Source organism: Pseudoalteromonas sp. SR43-7 (assembly GCF_014163785.1).
Taxonomy (GTDB): Bacteria; Pseudomonadota; Gammaproteobacteria; order Enterobacterales; family Alteromonadaceae; genus Pseudoalteromonas; species Pseudoalteromonas distincta.
The window spans coordinates 1-17,531 of record NZ_JACJDY010000019.1 but is presented as its reverse complement, the minus strand read 5'-3'; the positions used below and the strand labels follow the sequence as shown (position 1 = coordinate 17,531).

The 17,531-nt window shown below is 39.8% G+C and carries 10 protein-coding genes; 5 read left to right on the top strand and 5 right to left on the bottom strand.

Annotated features, from left to right (window positions below; all coding sequences use genetic code 11):
- The first annotated feature begins 37 nt into the window (after positions 1–37).
- Positions 38–940, top strand: a complete 903-nt coding sequence (locus H5087_RS14380; protein WP_182672505.1) for a LysR substrate-binding domain-containing protein — start codon at positions 38–40, stop codon at positions 938–940.
- On the opposite strand, the gene H5087_RS14375 is transcribed toward H5087_RS14380, so the two are convergent.
- Positions 924–2,117 (bottom strand): flagellar assembly protein FlgT, encoded by a 1,194-nt coding sequence (locus H5087_RS14375; protein ID WP_182672504.1) that lies wholly within the window; start codon positions 2,115–2,117, stop codon positions 924–926. The two genes, H5087_RS14380 and H5087_RS14375, sit on opposite strands and share 17 nt — an antisense overlap.
- A gap of 140 nt (positions 2,118–2,257) precedes the next feature.
- Between H5087_RS14375 and H5087_RS14370 the strand changes: the two genes are divergently transcribed.
- The 3 genes from H5087_RS14370 (at position 2,258) to H5087_RS14360 (ending at position 5,508) form a co-directional block, all read left to right on the top strand.
- Positions 2,258–2,716, top strand: coding sequence for an LPP20 family lipoprotein (locus H5087_RS14370; RefSeq protein WP_024593173.1), 459 nt, complete (start codon positions 2,258–2,260; stop codon positions 2,714–2,716).
- Positions 2,717–2,845: 129 nt separating this feature from the next.
- A complete protein-coding gene (locus tag H5087_RS14365; protein ID WP_182672503.1) occupies positions 2,846–3,553 on the top strand; it encodes a transglutaminase-like cysteine peptidase in 708 nt (235 codons plus the stop codon).
- On the top strand, positions 3,553–5,508 hold the full coding sequence (locus tag H5087_RS14360; protein ID WP_182672502.1) for a LapD/MoxY N-terminal periplasmic domain-containing protein: 1,956 nt from the start codon (positions 3,553–3,555) through the stop codon (positions 5,506–5,508). The genes H5087_RS14365 and H5087_RS14360 overlap by 1 nt, the downstream gene beginning before the upstream one ends.
- A gap of 22 nt (positions 5,509–5,530) precedes the next feature.
- Here the strand turns inward: H5087_RS14360 and H5087_RS14355 are convergent, their stop codons facing one another.
- The 4 genes from H5087_RS14355 to H5087_RS14340 form a co-directional block, all read right to left on the bottom strand.
- Entirely contained in the window at positions 5,531–6,118 is a 588-nt protein-coding gene (locus H5087_RS14355) for a response regulator transcription factor (RefSeq protein WP_182672501.1), read from the bottom strand.
- Positions 6,119–6,141: 23 nt separating this feature from the next.
- Positions 6,142–7,563, bottom strand: coding sequence for an HlyD family type I secretion periplasmic adaptor subunit (locus H5087_RS14350; protein WP_182672500.1), 1,422 nt, complete (start codon positions 7,561–7,563; stop codon positions 6,142–6,144).
- Complete coding sequence (locus H5087_RS14345) at positions 7,560–9,698, bottom strand: type I secretion system permease/ATPase (RefSeq protein WP_182672499.1); 2,139 nt, start codon at positions 9,696–9,698, stop codon at positions 7,560–7,562. The genes H5087_RS14350 and H5087_RS14345 overlap by 4 nt, the downstream gene beginning before the upstream one ends.
- 107 nt (positions 9,699–9,805) lie before the next feature.
- The gene (locus H5087_RS14340) at positions 9,806–11,782 is read right to left on the bottom strand and encodes a TolC family outer membrane protein (RefSeq protein WP_182672498.1); all 1,977 of its coding nucleotides are present in this window, start codon (positions 11,780–11,782) and stop codon (positions 9,806–9,808) included.
- Between the two features lie 239 nt (positions 11,783–12,021).
- Between H5087_RS14340 and H5087_RS14335 the strand changes: the two genes are divergently transcribed.
- Positions 12,022–17,531 (top strand): retention module-containing protein (locus tag H5087_RS14335; RefSeq protein ID WP_182672497.1); only part of this gene is annotated, 5,510 nt, incomplete at its 3' end.

The window sequence follows — 17,531 nt, the reverse complement described above, 5'->3', positions numbered from 1 at the left end:
TAAACTGATAGTTATAAACTATCACGTAGAGCTGAATATGAACTTAAAAGATTTTGAATATGTAAAAGCAATAGCGCAATACAAGCACTTTCGCAAAGCTGCCGATGCATGTTTTGTAAGTCAGCCTACATTAAGTGGCCAAGTAAAAAAACTCGAACATGAGCTTGGCGTTACTTTATTTGACCGCTCAACTAAACAAGTTACGTTAACAGCAAAAGGTGAACGTTTGTTGACGCAAATAGAGATTATTTTAGAACAAACGCAAATACTCAAAGAACTTGCTGCTACTTCTAACGAGCCTCTACAAGGTAAATTAACTATTGGTATTATTCCTACCATTGCGCCTTACTTGTTGCCTGCGTTATTAACATCGATGAAAGCGGCATTTATTGATAGCCAGTTTTCGTTTATTGAGATGCAAACAGCAACAATTTTAGAAGCTTTAAACAAGGGTGAACTCGACTTTGCTATTTTAGCCGATGTGCCAGAGCTTATTAATTACCATACGGTTGCTTTATACAAAGAAGATTTTTTAGTGGCGGTATCACACGATAACGCGCTGTCTAAGCATAAAAAAGTGGCGTTGAGCGACCTTCAAGGATGCAGCCTACTAATGTTAAGTGATGGTCATTGCTTTAAAGATCAAGCTCAAAAGTTTTGTTTTTCTGCGGGAGTCGATATATCTAATCAGTATAAAGGTAATAGTTTAGAAACATTATTAGCGTTAGTGGCCATGGATGACGGTATTACATTTGTACCAAAACTGGCATGTACCGACCGTGTAGGGATTGATTACTTGCCTATATTCCCTAATCAGCAGCGTAATGTGGTGTTTGCATGCAGAAAGCATTATCCGCATTTATCGGGTGTAGAACAATTGGGCAAGTGGTTATCGGCTCACCCTAATTTAAAAGCTAAATTAACTAAAGATCTTGGCTGATTATTTCTACTACATCGTTAATTTGCACGCCAGGTAGTGGTTTGTCATCAATACTGACAGCTACTGCAGTTTGCTGATAAAGCTGCTCAACGCGAATTTTATTAAGCGTGGTGATGGTGTGTGGCATAACATTACCTGCCGCGTCGGTTAAATAGTTATGGTGCGCAATGCTTAGCATCTGGCCTTTTTTTAACCCATGAGCTTTACCTAAATTAATAACGATTTTGCTATTTTCCATGTGCATTATTTTGCCTTGAGTTGGCAAACACGCCATGGCTGCTTGAATGTCATAACTTACTGCTTGGTTGATATCGGTTATGCTTTTCCCATAAGGCGATTGCCAAAACCTATCACTATTGACGTCAACTATGGTTGTTTTTTCAAATGGCCAAATTGCTTGAGTATGGTAACTATTTTGCCAAAGTTGCTCATAGGTAGTGCCATCAAATAATACAAATTCAATGTTGTAACTGCGCTCATACGCCTCGTCTTGCCAAAATGCATAATCGTTATTGAGTTTGTCGCTAGTTGAAAGGCTGGTTATTTGGCTAAGCAGAACATATTGAGCGTTACTGCGCGAAGATATTTCTTCTAATTGGGCATTTGAATAGTCGTGCTGCTGCGAAAAGTACTTATCAACGCTTATTGCATTATTATAGTAAGCAATAGGTACTGCGCTCATTTTTGATTTTTGCAGGGAAGTAAAAATATTTTTGCTAATCGCTTTGCTTACGTCAAATATTTGACCCATTTTGGCGTGTTCACGATGAACAAGTTGGCTTTGTGTAACGGCCACAAACTTATTAAAACTATTTTGTGGGCATTGCTCTGTTTGAGAAAAAATATCGAGCCGTAATGTAACGGCAAATTTATTGTCGTATTTATTTTCGCTGACCAGTTCAATTTTTTGAATTTCGCCGTGGCTGCTAATTTTTAGCTGATCTTGCATCAACACGCCATCTACAAGGGTTTGCACAGAGCTAACCCGTGCGCCAGAGAATACTAACGCCTGTGTAATCGCATCTTTTATAGCGGCAGATTTAGCCGCGCTCGTATCACCATTTTGAACGTTCGCGTGACCCGTTGATTCATACCACTGCGCTTTAGTAAAAGGGGAGAACGTTAATAATGCCGTTGCACTTAACCCTGCAAATGCCAATGATAAAAACGACTTCATACTTTTACTCCAATTAAACGTTAGCTATTAACTAGGTAGAGCAAGGACTGTACCAATGTTATTTGGTAATTATTAGTAATGCTATAAATGGCATTAAACGTGCATATGTACTGCTAATTACTATACAAGGGCTAGATGCTATGCGAGCAATTTCATTACTTATTACACTTGGGTGTTTAACCTTAGGTGGTTGTAGCAGCGTTTTTGATAAGCATGTTGAATATAAATATGTAGAGCCAAATAATTACCCCGTTTTAAAAGCGATAGGGTATGCACCTATTAGCTTGCAAAAAGGCGCTAACCTTTCGCAAAAGCAACTTATGGCCATTAAGGCTTCTAAGCTTGAAGCTTACCGCGAGCTTACTGAGCAAGTATATGGGCAAAAAATTACCGCAGGAACAACGGTTGAAGGCTCAATTGCTCAAGACGATTATTTAGAAAGTAAAGTGCAGGGGCTTATTAAAGGTGCACAAATAATTAAAACTTACGCAGTAGATGACACTTACGTGACCGAGCTTGAGCTTAATATGAAGCGTGTGCACGATTTATACATAGGTGAAGTAAAACCACGCGAAGTTAAAAAAGTAACGTACTACTAAAAAAGTTATTCAAAATATCTCATCCTCCTATATTGAGTGCTATGCTGTTGTTAGGATTAATTTTAAGCAGATTGCGTAGTGCTCAACAGATGTATTTTATTGCCACTTATATTAACAGTGGCTCTGTAAATGGCGATTAAGCCAAGTCATTTAAATCCTCAATTATTTATATGGTGCAAAGCCAATTTGCGCTACCTATTGCTGTTTTTTGTACTCTCCAGTGGTGTGCTTGCAAGCCGACTAACTATTCAATTTAATACCTTTATAGAGCTCATGGGTCAAAAATACGGGCCTGCGCGAGCGGCAGTTGCTCGCAACTGGCAAAGCATGTTGGTGCAAACTCAAAACAAGCCAGAGCAACAACAAATTCTTATTGTTAATGATTTTTTTGCGCGTAATTTACGCTACCAAACTGATATTTTGCTTTGGAAACAAAATGATTATTGGGCAACCCCTTTAGAAACATTAGGCAGGGGCCTCGGTGATTGTGAAGATTACGCAATAGCAAAATATATCAGCTTAAGAGCGTTAGGTGTGAGCGACGACAAGTTACGCCTTATTTATGTAAAAGCAAGAATTGCGGGCACTAACAAAACGCAAGCGCATATGGTGTTAGGTTATTTTGCTACACCAAACGCTCAGCCACTTATTTTAGACAGTTTAATAACAAAGGTTTTACCTGCTGCAAAACGTGTAGATTTAAGCCCTGTTTTTAGCTTTAACAGCCAAGGTTTATGGGCTAATAATTCAACCAAAAGTGTAGCCAGCCCAACAGCAAGACTTTCACGCTGGCGTAAAATTTTGGAGCAGACAACCAAAGAAGGAGTTATGTGGTAATGGCATCATTTTCCTTATCTAAGTATCTTAAAAAACGAAAAATAACACTCAGGCAAGAGCTATGGATTGCATTATTAATTGTTATTTTTGTGGGCTTTATAAGTAGTGTTTTAATTAGCACTAATTCGGCTAAAAGTTATTTTTCGACCCAGCTGTACTTAAAAAATGTAGATAATGCCAGTTCACTCGCGTTAATGATCAGCCAATTAGACAAAGACCCCGTTGAGCTTGAGTTATTAGTTTCAGCCACATTTGATACCGGTCACTATAAGCGAATAGAACTACAAAACCCTAATGGTGAGGTGATTGTTAAACGCACGTTTACCGATGAACTCAAAGCGACGGCTCCGCAGTGGTTTAGAGCAGTGTATGGATTAAATGTACAGCCAGGGGTTGGGCAAGTAAATAATGGTTGGCAGCAGTTTGGTACTTTGTTTATAGAAAGCCATAGTCAATATGCTGAGCAAGCCTTATGGGAAAGTGCGCTTAAACTATTTTTTAGTTTTTTAATTGTCGCTTTTTTTGCTTGTATAGTTAGTGCTTACTTTTTAAGTAGGATTTTAAAACCACTAGATGATGTTGTGTATCAGGCTAATGCATTTGGTGAAAAACGTTTTATTAAATCGAGCGTTCCTCGCACTTTTGAGTTTGCACGATTAGTGCAATCAATGAACCAATTATCTACCCGTTTTAGCCGTATTATTAAAGAAGATAATAAACGTTTAGAAGAGCTTAGATTTAAATCGCAACACGATGAGCTAACTGGTTTAGCAAATAGAGAATACTTTGGTGCAACGCTTGAGGCTCACTTACAAAAATCGAAAGATCATGCCCATGGTGCTTTGTTTTTATTTAGGGTTGTAAACCTCGATCGCATAAGTGAGGAAGTGGGACGAGTAGAAATGGTTAACTTTCTACGTCGATTTTCACAGATGTTGGTTAGCTTCTTAGAGAGCAACCAAGAACACTTTTCTGAAAATTACATTGCACGTATTTCTCACAGCGATTTTACAGTTTTATTTAGTGATATTGATGATATTCAAGCAATCAGTGAACGTATTTTATTGATGCATCAATCGTTTGTTGAAGAGTATAAAAACGTTAACCTAGCGATACCTCACAGCTGTACTTATATTCAAAAAGACGACACGCGATTTGATGTATTAAAGCGTGCGGATGAACTTTTAAAATCATCGGGTAAACAATCTGATGTACAAGCAAAAGTAGCTCAAATCAAGCAAGAAAGTGAGCTGTTTGATAATGCAACTAGCTGGAAAAATGCCATAGAAGAGGCACTCAACAATAATAATTTAGAAATAAATACTTACCCAGTAACGAGCTTTACAGGGCCGGTAATGCAAAATCAATTAGGGTTGAGCCTAAAGCTTGGTGGGCAAGTATACCGTGCTAGTTACTACTACCAGTGGGCTAACCGATTAAAGTTATTAGCGCGTTTAGATTGGGGTTTAATTAAGGCGTTGGTGGCTCATTATAGTATTGAGCCACCAAGTGAACTGATTTCGGTTGAATTATCTGCCCAAACGTTACTTGATGATGCTGCGCTTGCTTCGATTCTTACGTACCTTTCGGCGTTTCCTGATTTAGCCTCTAAAATTTGTTTTGATATTCGTGAAAGTATTGCCGTCAGCGAAATTGAGATATTTAAAGATTTTTGTGAGCAGGCTCGATATATGGGCGCTAAGGTAGCATTAAAACGTGTGGGCCCTGAATTTACTAAAATTTATAAAATTCAGGAATTTGGTCTTGAAATGATTAAGGTTGATAGCGTTTACGGACACAATATTAGTTACAGCCAAGATAACCAAACATTTCTGCGAGGAGTGTGTACGTTAGCGCATTCTATTGGCATTAAAGTGGTGGCTCAAGGTGTAACAAGCCAAGATGATATAGATACGCTTATTAACTTAGGTTTTGATGGGGTTATTAAAGAGTAAGTAATAGGCATTAACTGTGCGGTTAATGCCCTTTTACAACTAACATTAATTGAATACGGTCGCGAACTTTTAGCTTATTAAATATAGAACCCATATGCTCTTTAATTGTACGCTCTGTAATATTTAAAGATTCTGCAGCTTGCTTATTAGTTGCACCTGTTACAACAATATCAACTACTTGACGTTCTCGCTTTGTGAGTACATCAAGCTCGCATGTGCTCGCATATTTAAACGGTGTATTTGATAAAGCTCCTACTAAGTTAGATAGTAATTGCCCTGGTAACCATATTCCGCCAGCACAAATTGTCTCCAGTACTTGTTCAATAATTACTTTAGTAGCGAGTGCTTCTACGTACCCCCTAGCTCCTGCTTCAAGCGCACTTCTTAGTTGATTTATTTCTAGTTCGTTGGTCATAACTATAACCAGTAAACGTTGCTGAGAATACTTTTTAACAAGCTCAAGCCAATTAGGTGTGCCGGCCAAAACCCAAATAATACTTGATGCCGTGACTCTGTGTGGTTCTTTTGTGCATATCAAACAACCAGGAAACGCTGTATGCCAGTGTTTCGACTCAAATTCAGGCTGTGTAATAAAAATACTTTGGCGCATTACTTCTCCATTTATAAAATGTTTTAACGCTCTGTCATTGCTTGCGATGTAGCTCTAAGAACCGGTTTTAAAATATACTCAAGTACGGTTTTTTTACCGGTAATAATATCCACTTGAGTGGTCATTCCCGGAATAATAGTCAGCTCTTTTGAAAAATTATTTTTGGTGGTTTTTAGCTGCACCAAATAAAAGGTATTCTCGCGGTCATCTGTAATTGTATCGGCGCTAATATGTAATACTTCGGCTTCAAGGCCACCATATACGGCAAAGTCGTAGGCACTAAATTTTATCATTGCAGATTGCCCAGGGCGTAAAAATGCAATGTCTTTAGGCGGGATTTTTGCCTCTACTACAAGTTGATCGTCAAGCGGGACAATTTCCATAACATCACTACCTGGCTGTAAAATACCGCCAACAGTATTAACTAATAATCGTTGTACAGTGCCTTTAACAGGAGAACGTATTTCAGTTTGAGTTACTTTATCGGCTAAGCCTGATTCAGTTTCTTTAATTGAATCTAGTCGCAGTAGCGCTTCGGAGAGTTCATTGTTCCAGCGGTTAATCATAACGAGCTCAACTTCGGTTACCTTATTTTTAGCTTCGTTAATGGCCGAAAGACTCCTATTTATAACTGCCTTGGTTCTGTTTATCTCGCCGTTTAAATCAACTATTTGACGCTCTAAACGAATAATATCTATATCTGAAATAGCACCCGTGCGTAACAATGGACGGGTCACTTTAAGCTCCCTGTTTGTTAAGCGTAGCGCACTGGTATGCTGCTCAAGTGCCGCTTTTGCTTCAATATAATCTTGGTGTCGCTGCTCTAGTTGGCGTTTGTGAATACTTACTTGTTGCTCTAATTCTTGGCTGTTACTCAAATAAAGAGAACGTTCATGTTGCACTACTCTAGGCGCATTTTTAATAACAGATTCACTAAATACGAGCTCCTTTTTTTGAGTGAGTGCTCTGAGTCTCGCTACTTTTGCGCTTAACGATTCAACTTTGGATTGGTTTTCTCTAAAGCTAGAAATAAAGCGGGTAGGGTCTATTTTAATGAGCACATCACCCTCATTTACTATTTGCCCCTCTTTTACATTTATTTTTTCGACCATACCACCATCATAAGATTGAATAAGTTGTAATTTATTGGAGGGAATAACACGCCCCTCACCACGAGCAACTTCATCTAAATTAGCAAAGCCAGACCACACAATAAGGCATATAAACGTTAAACAAATTAAATAGAGCAATAACCTAGCGCTTGCTGGCTCCTGTTGCATTTTTTCCCACTGCGCATCGACTACCCAGTCTTGGCTGTTAGGCGGAGAAATCCATCCTTTAAATAGTTTATTAAATATTGATGGCTTGCCTTGTTTTCTTGCTTCTATTGCTCTGCTAACAGATTCAAAGGAGCGCTGTTCAAGTGGTTTTTTATTGTCACTCATGAGGCTTGCTCCACTGTCTTATTATTTAACGCTGCAATTACTTTTTGTTTTGGTCCATCAGCAACTACTTTTCCATTATCTAAAACTATAATTCGGTCAACAAGTTCAAGTAATGATGAGCGGTGAGTCACCACGATTAAGGTTTTATCTTTAGAATAACCCTTTAAATTATTAATAATTTTACTTTCACTATTATGATCTAGTGATGAGGTTGGCTCATCTAGTAATAGTATAGGAGGGTCGTTAATTATGGCTCTTGCCATACCTACAGCTTGGCGCTGCCCACCTGATAATTGACGACCTTGCTCGCCTACTTGTAAATCAAATCCGTCTGGGTGCGAATTAATTAAATCAAATAATTGGCTTCGCTCACAGGCTTCAATAATTTGCTCGTCTTTGGCATGCCAAGCACTCATGGTGAGGTTGTCTTTCAAGGTTCCATAAGACAGAGCAACGGTTTGTGGTAGGTAGCCAATATTATGACGAAGCTCAGCTGGGTCAATTTGATGTATATCATTATTGTCCATCAAAATTGATCCTGAACAGGGGTCGTATAGTCCTAAAATAAGCTTTTCTAATGTACTTTTACCTGAGCCATTACGTCCTAAAATGGCGACTTTTTCACCGGTTTTAATTTTAAAACTAACGCCGTTGAGCGCATTATGAGATTCGTCAGAGTATTTAAAACATACATCTTTAAATTCTATATCGCCTTTCAAAATAGGGTGGCTTAACCAATGCTTACCAGGTGGACGCTCGACCTCTTTTTCCATAATCTCGTTCAGTGATTGCATTGCTATTGCGGCATGATGATATTGTGCTAAAACAGCGGCCGACTGCCCGATTGGGCCCATAGCACGAGACGATAATAGGTAGGCTGCAATTAACCCGCCTTGAGTTAGCTCACCTTCAATAACGAGGTGTACGCCTATTATCATTATTATTACGCCTACGCATTGCTGTATCCATGATGCTGTATTTGATATAGAGCTAGAAACGAGTCGGCTATGTGCGTTTACTTGTGCAATGTAAATGGTCGACTTTTCCCATACAGACTGTGTTTTACACTCTGAGTGAAAGCTCTTTACATCTTCAATATTGGTTAAGCTCTCGACTAATACTGCATTTCGCATTGAGCTTGCTTTCATTGTTTGTTCTGAAAGAGCCTCAAGTTTGCGGTGTGCGGCTATAGCGTAAGCTAATAATATAAGTGCGCCCGCGATAATAGGTAAACTTAGAGGTACGCCAATAATGGCAATAACAATTAAATACAAAACTACGAATGGCAAGTCGACTAATGCGACAAGTGTTATGGAGCTAAAAAAGTTACGTACAGCTTCAAATGATTGAATGTTGCTAGCAAAGGAGCCTGCGGACGATGGGCGGTTTTTTAGTTTCATACCTAATACCCGCTCCATTATTACAGCCGATACTTTGACATCTATTCTGCTGGCAGCAAGCTCTACAAAGTAGCCTCTTACTAAGCGCAAAACAAAGTCAGCAGTGAGTGCTATTAAAATGCCAATGGCAAGTACCCATAAGGTTTCTGTTGCGTGGTTGGGCACTACGCGGTCATATACGTTCATTACAAATAACGGCATAGCAACCGACAAAAAGCCCAAAGCAACAGCCGAAATAATTACGTCTTTATAAAGTGAACGGCATTCTTTAATTACTCCCCAAAACCACCCGTCTTTTGATAGTTTTTCAAGTACAGGTGTTCGCTCATCAAATGCAAACTCTGGTTGAGCATAAACAACTAAACCGACACTGTTAGCAGCTAACTCATCAATGCTTTGTTCGATAACTGATTCTGTAAGTTCTGGGTAAATTACACTCACCAACTGTTTATCGTAATCAATAGAATTAATAACACAGGCTTGGTTATCTTTTAAAATTAAGATGGCAGGTAGCAGTGCTGTATTAATTTTTTGTAGTGGCTTATTAACTACTTTTGATTTAAAGCCAATGCGCTTTGCTGCGCGCGAAAAACCTGATGGAGTAAGATTTCCATCAGTTAGAGGAAGTCCATTTAATAGTGCTTCTCTTGAAAACTCTTTACCATGATGACGACATAAAACTGCTAGGCAGTCAACGAGGATGCCACCATGATCAAGTACATCGTTTAATTCCATACACCATCCAATGTTATGTAGAACTGCATAGGATTGTTACTAGTAAACCTAAACTCGACTTAAATATTTCATGCCGAGTTTAGGTTATTTACATAACGTTAATTGACTTAGATATCGGTAATTACAGCTTCGATACGTCGATTCGCAGCATTTGCTCTTACTGATATTTCGTTTACACGTGGTTGATCGATGCCATACCCGAACGATTTAACACGTTTAGGTTCTACATCGAATTGCTTAATCAAAATTTCAGCTACGGCAAACGCACGTTTTTCTGATAGTTTACGGTTATATTTACGGTCTCCATCTAAAGAGGCATGACCTTGTATTTCAACCTGTTTAGTTGGGTTCTCTTTTAAAAAATCTGCAAGCCGACTAATTTCTTGAATATATTGAGACCTTACATCGCTTGAGTCAGCAGAAAAAGGAATACCAATTTCTATATTCGAGGTTGATGCGCTATAAATTGTGCAACCAGATAAATCTACATTTGTACTCAAAGGTGTGCTTGGGCAAGTGTCTTGCTCATTTGGTACGCCGTCACCATCATCATCGGTAAAGCTGCTTGCTGTCGTGTCGGTTTCCAGCGGTATATCTAAGTACCTTGGCATAGCCGTTACACTCATGTATGCATTATCTTGCTTAGCTTTTTTTTGAAGAAATGCCTTGCGGCTAAAAGTGGTTGCTACATCGTAACTCGGACAGATATTTTGTGCGTTATGAACAATAGGGTCGTCAGTTAGCTCTTTTAATGTAGGGTATTTATCTGACATCACGTTAAGTGCTGGCAGTAATTTCCCCATTTCTTTTAGCATAGTTAAAATAGCTGATTGACGATCGTAAAGCGCCACTATGTATGAACGTGTTGATTGAAATGATTCGTTTTCGGCATCAAGTACGTCTAGTAGAGTTCGTTGGCCTATATCGAATTGATCCTTATATGCAATTTTAACTTTAGTTGATGATTCGCGGTGTTGATCAAGCGCCGGTAACTTTTGCTCTAATATAGTGACGTTGTAATAAGCAATTTGCAGACTCTGACGAATATCAATACAAGACTGATCGCGTTGATATTTTGCAATGTTTATATCCTGATAGGCTTGTTCTAAATTGGCATTATCAAGACCACCATTATATAAATTATAGCTAATATCGATGCCGACTCGCGCTTCTGTTCTGGTTTCATTTTGACCAAGTTCATCTCTATCTTGGCTACCGTAGCGGGCAGATAAATCTACGTTAGGATGAAACGCTGCTTTTTGTGCTTTTGCGTTCGCTTTTTGTGCTTCAATATTATACAAAGAGGCGTAAAATGAAGGGCTATTTTTGTAAGCGACGTCTAGCGCTTGATTAACTGAAATTGGTATATTTTTTTCATCAAGGTCAGCTTGCTTTATATCGTTCATAGGAAGCTCTCCTACAACCCTTAAGTAGCGAGCGCTTACATCATGTAAATTTGAGTACTCCGTTAATACGTTAGATTGTGCTAAAGATAAGCGCCCACTAATTTGTTCTAGATCGGCAGCGCGCGCTACACCAGCTCCTACACTTTGTTCTATTTGTTGATATACAGACTCGTGCTCTTGTAAATTTGCTTCTGCAAGTTGTACTAACTCTTTAAATTTTTGTACGTCAAGCAAGGCTATTGAGGCTTCAAGTGCTGTTTGTTCTGTTTGAGAAATAAGCTCAAAGTACCTAATGAGTTGAATGCGTTTAAAGCGATCAACAGTATTCGAGGTTCTAAAACCGTCGTAAAGCATTTGAGTAACACTTAACTCGGCTGTATTACGGTTATATTCTTCTTCAACACCGTAATTTCTTCTTTCATAGCCCGCGCTTGCTGATACATCAACACTTGGTAAATAACCTGAGCGGGCAGCATCTACTCCATAAATCGAAGATTTAAAAGCATGCCATGCTTCTTGTACTTCAGGATTGTTTTCAATCGCTTTACTTGAGACATAGGTAAGTGGCATTGCTGATTGTTCATTTGCATGCACATAGTTTAGTAGAGTTGCGGCAGTAATCGTTAGTCCGATTAACATAGTCTCTTGATGTTTCTTAAAAGTGTTTTTTGTAATCATTTCTTCCTCTTAGATCCTGTTAAGACCGAAAATGCTCCCTTAAGTATTTAGTAAAGGAATACCATTTTTGCAAGTAATCGTTTTGGTTAGCATAAAAAAAAATTTCTACCACTTTTTTGTTGATTTTTTATTTTTGAATTTTTCTTTTAAACCTGTACTTGAGTACAGTATCTATGTGGCTTTTTTGTCCTACCTTTAACTTATTAGATTGTTATTTTAAAAAGTTTGAGGGTACCAAAATGGAAGCAAATCAACTGGTAGTTATTGATATTCAAGGTTCGGCAGGTGTTGTGCTGGATGATGGGTCAATAAGAGCATTAAATGTTGGTGACACTATCACCGTGGGTGATTTAGTTGTTACTGCTATTAAATCGTCTCTACAAATTGATGTGCAAGGTGAAACCTTATCTATACCCGCAAATCAAAAGGTAAAAATAACACCAGACTTATTAGCGAAAGAAGCCAGAGACTCTAGCGAAACAACTGTTTTTGATGAAAGTTTAGATGAAGCAATTGCAAGCTTAGATTTAGGGGCAGAGCAAGACCCATCAACAGCGGCTAATTCTGATGTAACAGATTTTTTAGATGCGTTAGAAGGTGATGGGGACATTTTAGATAATTTAGAGGCAACAGCCGCTGGTGGCGGTAACGCTGCGGGTGCAGATGGAGGCAGTTCGTTTGTACAGCTAACCCGAATTTCTGAAAGTGTTGATCCTAGTAGTGTTACTTTTGATTCATCTTTTGAGCAAGGCGCTACTGAAGCTTTTAATTTAAGAGATACCTCTGACGGTATTGTGCCTGATTCAACTACTGCTTCTATTTCACTTAATGAGCTAGGTATTACTAACTCATCACAACCCACAATCACCGGTACGAGCGAAAACTTAATCGGCGAAACGGTTAATGTAACGGTAACTGATGTTGATGGAAACTCTCAAGTAGTTAGTGTTGTAATTGGCCCTGATGGTACCTTTGAAATAACCTTACCAACACCAATTGCTGATGGCCCTATAACGGTTGTTGTTGAAGCGACGGATCCTGTTGGTAATCCTATAAACGACACTATTTCAATTGAGATTGATACAACACCTCCACTTATTGCTATTGATCCTGTTGCCGATTCTGCTTCGCAAACAGTGACAGTGACAGGGACAGTATCTGGTTTGAATACTGGGGATAATGTATCAGTCACGTTAACGGATAGTGCAGGTACGGTACAAACAATAGTTACTCAGGTTGATGCTCAAGGAAATTGGGTAATTACTACCACCTCACCTTTATCTGAAGGGGAGTTTAACGTAAGCGCTGTTGCGATTGATGCAGCTGGAAATCAAGCTATAGACCAAGCTTTAGCGAATGTAGATTTAACTGCTCCGGTAATCACCGTAAATGTAACTGATGAAACAAATAACTCAACACCACCACTTGTTGGAACAACAAATGGTGTTCCTGAAGGCACTCAAGTAACAATTACTGTTACAGATAGTGCAGGACAAATACAAACATTAACTGCAGTTACCCAAGCCGATGGAAGCTGGAGTGTAGAAGTAGGGACTCCTTTACCTGAAGGTGATTTTACTGTTGATGCACAAGTAAGCGACAGTGTAGGAAACTTAGCATTAGCAAGTGATTCAGGAGTAATTGATTTAACGGCGCCTTCGGTACAAATTAATAATATTAACGACACTCAAGACACCACGCCAACGATTACAGGTAACGCGCAAGATGTACCTGCAGGCTCTATTATTAGTGTGATTATTACCGATTTTGATGGTCAAACTCAAACATTATTAACCCAAACTAACGCTGATGGGGATTGGTCTATCGACGTAACTACGCCATTGGCTGAAGGGCAGTTTGAGGTTGATGCAAGTGTAAGTGATGCTGCAGGTAATCAAGCCCAAGCAAATAACCAAGGTGTTGTTGATTTAACAAACCCTGATATTACCGTTACTGCAATTGCTGATACTAACGATACTACACCAACATTTGTAGGTAGGGTGGAAGACGCTCCTGCGGGCTCTGTTATTACAGTATTAGTAACCGATATTAACGGTAACGTACAAACTTTAACTACTTTATTAAATGAAGATGGCACATGGAGTGTTGATGCTAATGAAATCTTGCCAGGTGGTGAATTTACCGCAACTGCGTCAGTATCAGATGCTGCGGGTAATGAGGCATCTGCGCAAACAAACGGCGAAATAACGTTTGCTCCTATCTCAATTCAAATCGATGCAATTGCTAATACTAACGATACCACTCCATTTTTAAGTGGTAACACCGGTAATGTGCCTGCAGGTACAACCATCACTTTAACTATTACTGCAAGCGATGGCAGCACATTTACATTACTAGCAGTGACGCAAGAAGATGGTTCGTGGTCTGCACAAGTAACAAACCCTCTGCCTGAGGGCGACTTTACTGTAGTTGCAGCGGTTATAGATGACTCGGGCAATGAGGCGCAAGCAAGTGCAGTAGGTAATGTTGATTTAACTGTAAGCATTAATTTTATTATTGATACTAACGATACAACACCAACAATTAGCGGCTCTACCCAAGACGTAGAGCCTGGTGCGGTAGTAACCGTTACATTTACAGGAAGCGATGGCGTAGCAGAAACCGTGCAAGTAGTTACTGGTGCTGACGGAAGCTGGTCAGTTGAGGCAAGTAATGAATTAGTTGAAGGCCAGTTTAGTGTGGTTGCAACTGTAACTGATGCTGCGGGTAATACAGCTTCTGCAAGTGAAACAGGAGAAATTGATTTAACAGATCCTGCAATCACGATTAATCCTATTGAGGATACGAATGATGTAACCCCATCAGTAAGTGGCAACGTAATTGATGTACCAGCAGGAACAGAAGTTACCTTAGTAATAACTGACAGCGAAGGCAATGAACAAACACTCACAACAATTACAAATGCCGATGGTACATATACAGCGGATATTATTGCAGATCTCAGTGAAGGAGATTTCACAGTAACAGCGAGTGTTAGTGATACTGCTGGTAATAGCAGTACTGCAACTGTTACAGGTACGGTTGATTTAACTGCACCAAGTGTAACTATTAACAATATCGCAGATACAAACGATACAACACCTACTCTTACAGGCTCTACCCAAGGATTAGCATCGGGTAGTGAAGTAACTTTAATTGTTACCGATAGTCTAGGAGCAGAGCAACAGTTAGTGACTACTATAAGTGCTGATGGTACTTGGAGTATTGAGATTCCAACTGCTTTAAGTGAGGGGGATTTTACAGTAACAGCTAATGTATCTGATAATGCGGGTAACGCAGCTCAAGATTCACAATTAGGCTCAGTTGATACCACCCCTCCTTTAGTTGCAATAAATGACTTTGCTGATTCAAACGATACAACGCCTACATTTAGCGGAACAACGAGTGATGTAGCACCGGGTAGCCTTGTTAGTGTTTTAGTTACTGATGCAAATGGTGAGTCTCAAACATTGACGGCGGTTGTGTCAGAAGATGGAACTTGGCAAGTAGGTGCAACTCAAGCTGTTGCTGAAGGCGATTTTACAATTACAGCAACAGTAACAGACGCTGCGGGTAATGAAGCAAGCGATACTGTTAGTGGAACAATTGATTTATCAGCTCCAATTATAGCAATTAATACAATCCCAGATAGCGCCGATACTACTCCAACAATTTCAGGTTCTGTACAAAATGTACCAGCCGGAACAACTGTTACGTTAATCGTTACAGATGCTGGTGGTAATACACAAACAATTACAACACAAACGCTAGCTGATGGTAGCTGGACAGCCGATACTACTAATGAGTTAGTTGAAGGTGACTTTAGTGTTAATGCCATCGTGAGTGATGAAGCAGGTAACCAAAGTGAAGCTTCTGCACAGGGAACTATTGATAATACCGCACCAAATATTACGATTGATGCACTGGCGGATAGCAACGATACAACACCAACTATTTCAGGCACCGCAACGGGCGAACCAGAAGGCACGGTTGTTACTATTATAGTTACGGATGAAGCTGGTAATCCACAAACTATTACCACCGAAGTACAAGCCGATGGCACCTTTAGTGTGGATGTACCAAATGAATTAAGTGAAGGTGAATTTACTGTTGAGGTATCGGTTACAGATACTGCGGGCAATGAAACCACAGCAACTACGACTGGCGAGGTTGATACTTTAGCACCGGTGATCACGATAGATGCACTGGCTGATAATAACGACACCACCCCAACTATTTCAGGCACCGCAACGGGGGAGCCAGAGGGCACGGTTGTTACTATTACCGTAACTGATGAAGCAGGTAATCCACAAACCATTACCACAGAAGTACAAGCCGATGGCACCTTTAGTGTTGATGTACCGAACGAATTAAGTGAAGGCGAATTTGCTGTTGAAGTATCGGTTACCGATAACGCAGGTAATGAAACCACAGCCACAACAACGGGAGAGGTTGATACCACAGCGCCAATAGTTACTATTAATGCACTAGGCGATACGAGTGATACAACACCGACCATTTCAGGCACGGTTAGCGGGGAGCCTGCTGGTTCAACCATAACTTTAACAGTGACCGATGCTAATGGTGCAGTACAAACAATTTCAGCACAAGTAATTGCAGACGGAAGTTGGACAGTAGAAGTACCTGCGGCTTTAGCTGAAGGGACCTACTCTGTAGATGCAAGTATTAGTGATAGCGCTGGTAATGAAGGCACAGCAAGTGCTTCAGGCACAATTGATACAAGCGCATTGACTATTACCATTGATGTTATTGGCGAAACTAACGATCAAACACCTCAAATAAATGGTGATACTTTTAATGCACAAGTTGGCTCTCAAGTTGAAGTTCAGATCACTGACTCAGCGGGTGGAATAATTACTTTAACTACGGTTGTTGATGAAAACGGACTTTGGAGTGTTACTCCGCCAGCCGATTTGGCTGAAGGCACCATTTTAATTAGTGCGACAGTAACAGACATAGGTGGGGGAAGCGCAAATGGAGAGCTTGATGCTGTAATTGATATTACGCCTCCAACCATACAAGTAAATGAACTAGAAACAAGTAATGATACAACACCGGTTATTTCTGGTAACACAACTGACGTAGTTGCAGGCACAGTTATAAATTTAACGGTTACTGATTCTCAAGGGGTTGTTCGCACATTTAGCACAACAACAGATGCCGATGGTAATTGGAGTGTTGAACTTTCCCAAGAGTTGGCCTCGGGCGATTACTCTGTAGAAGCTGAAGTATCTGATGCTGCAGGAAATAGCGCTTCAGATACTGCTACAGGCATTATAGATACATCAGGACCTAGCTTAACCGTTAACTTTGATACTGTAACTAACGACTCAACACCTACTATTTCAGGCACTAGTAATGCAGACGTTGGTACCAGTATCACAGTTGTTATTACAGATGAAAATGGAGTTGAACAAACACTTAGCACCACAGTAGATGCAAATGGTAACTGGGAAGTAACTCCACAAACAGATTTAAATGAAGGTGATAACACCATCGAAGTGAGTGTATCTGACGAAGCAGGAAATACGACAACAGTTACAGATACAATTACGTTAGACACACAAGCGCCAATACTCACCATTCAAAACGTAGGCGATGTCAGCGACTTAACACCAGAGCTTCAGGGCACCAGTAATGAAATTGGTGGCACTGTTACACTCACCATCACCGACAGCGCAGGCGCTGTGCAAACCATTGAGACCCTAGTTGGCAGCGATGGCCACTG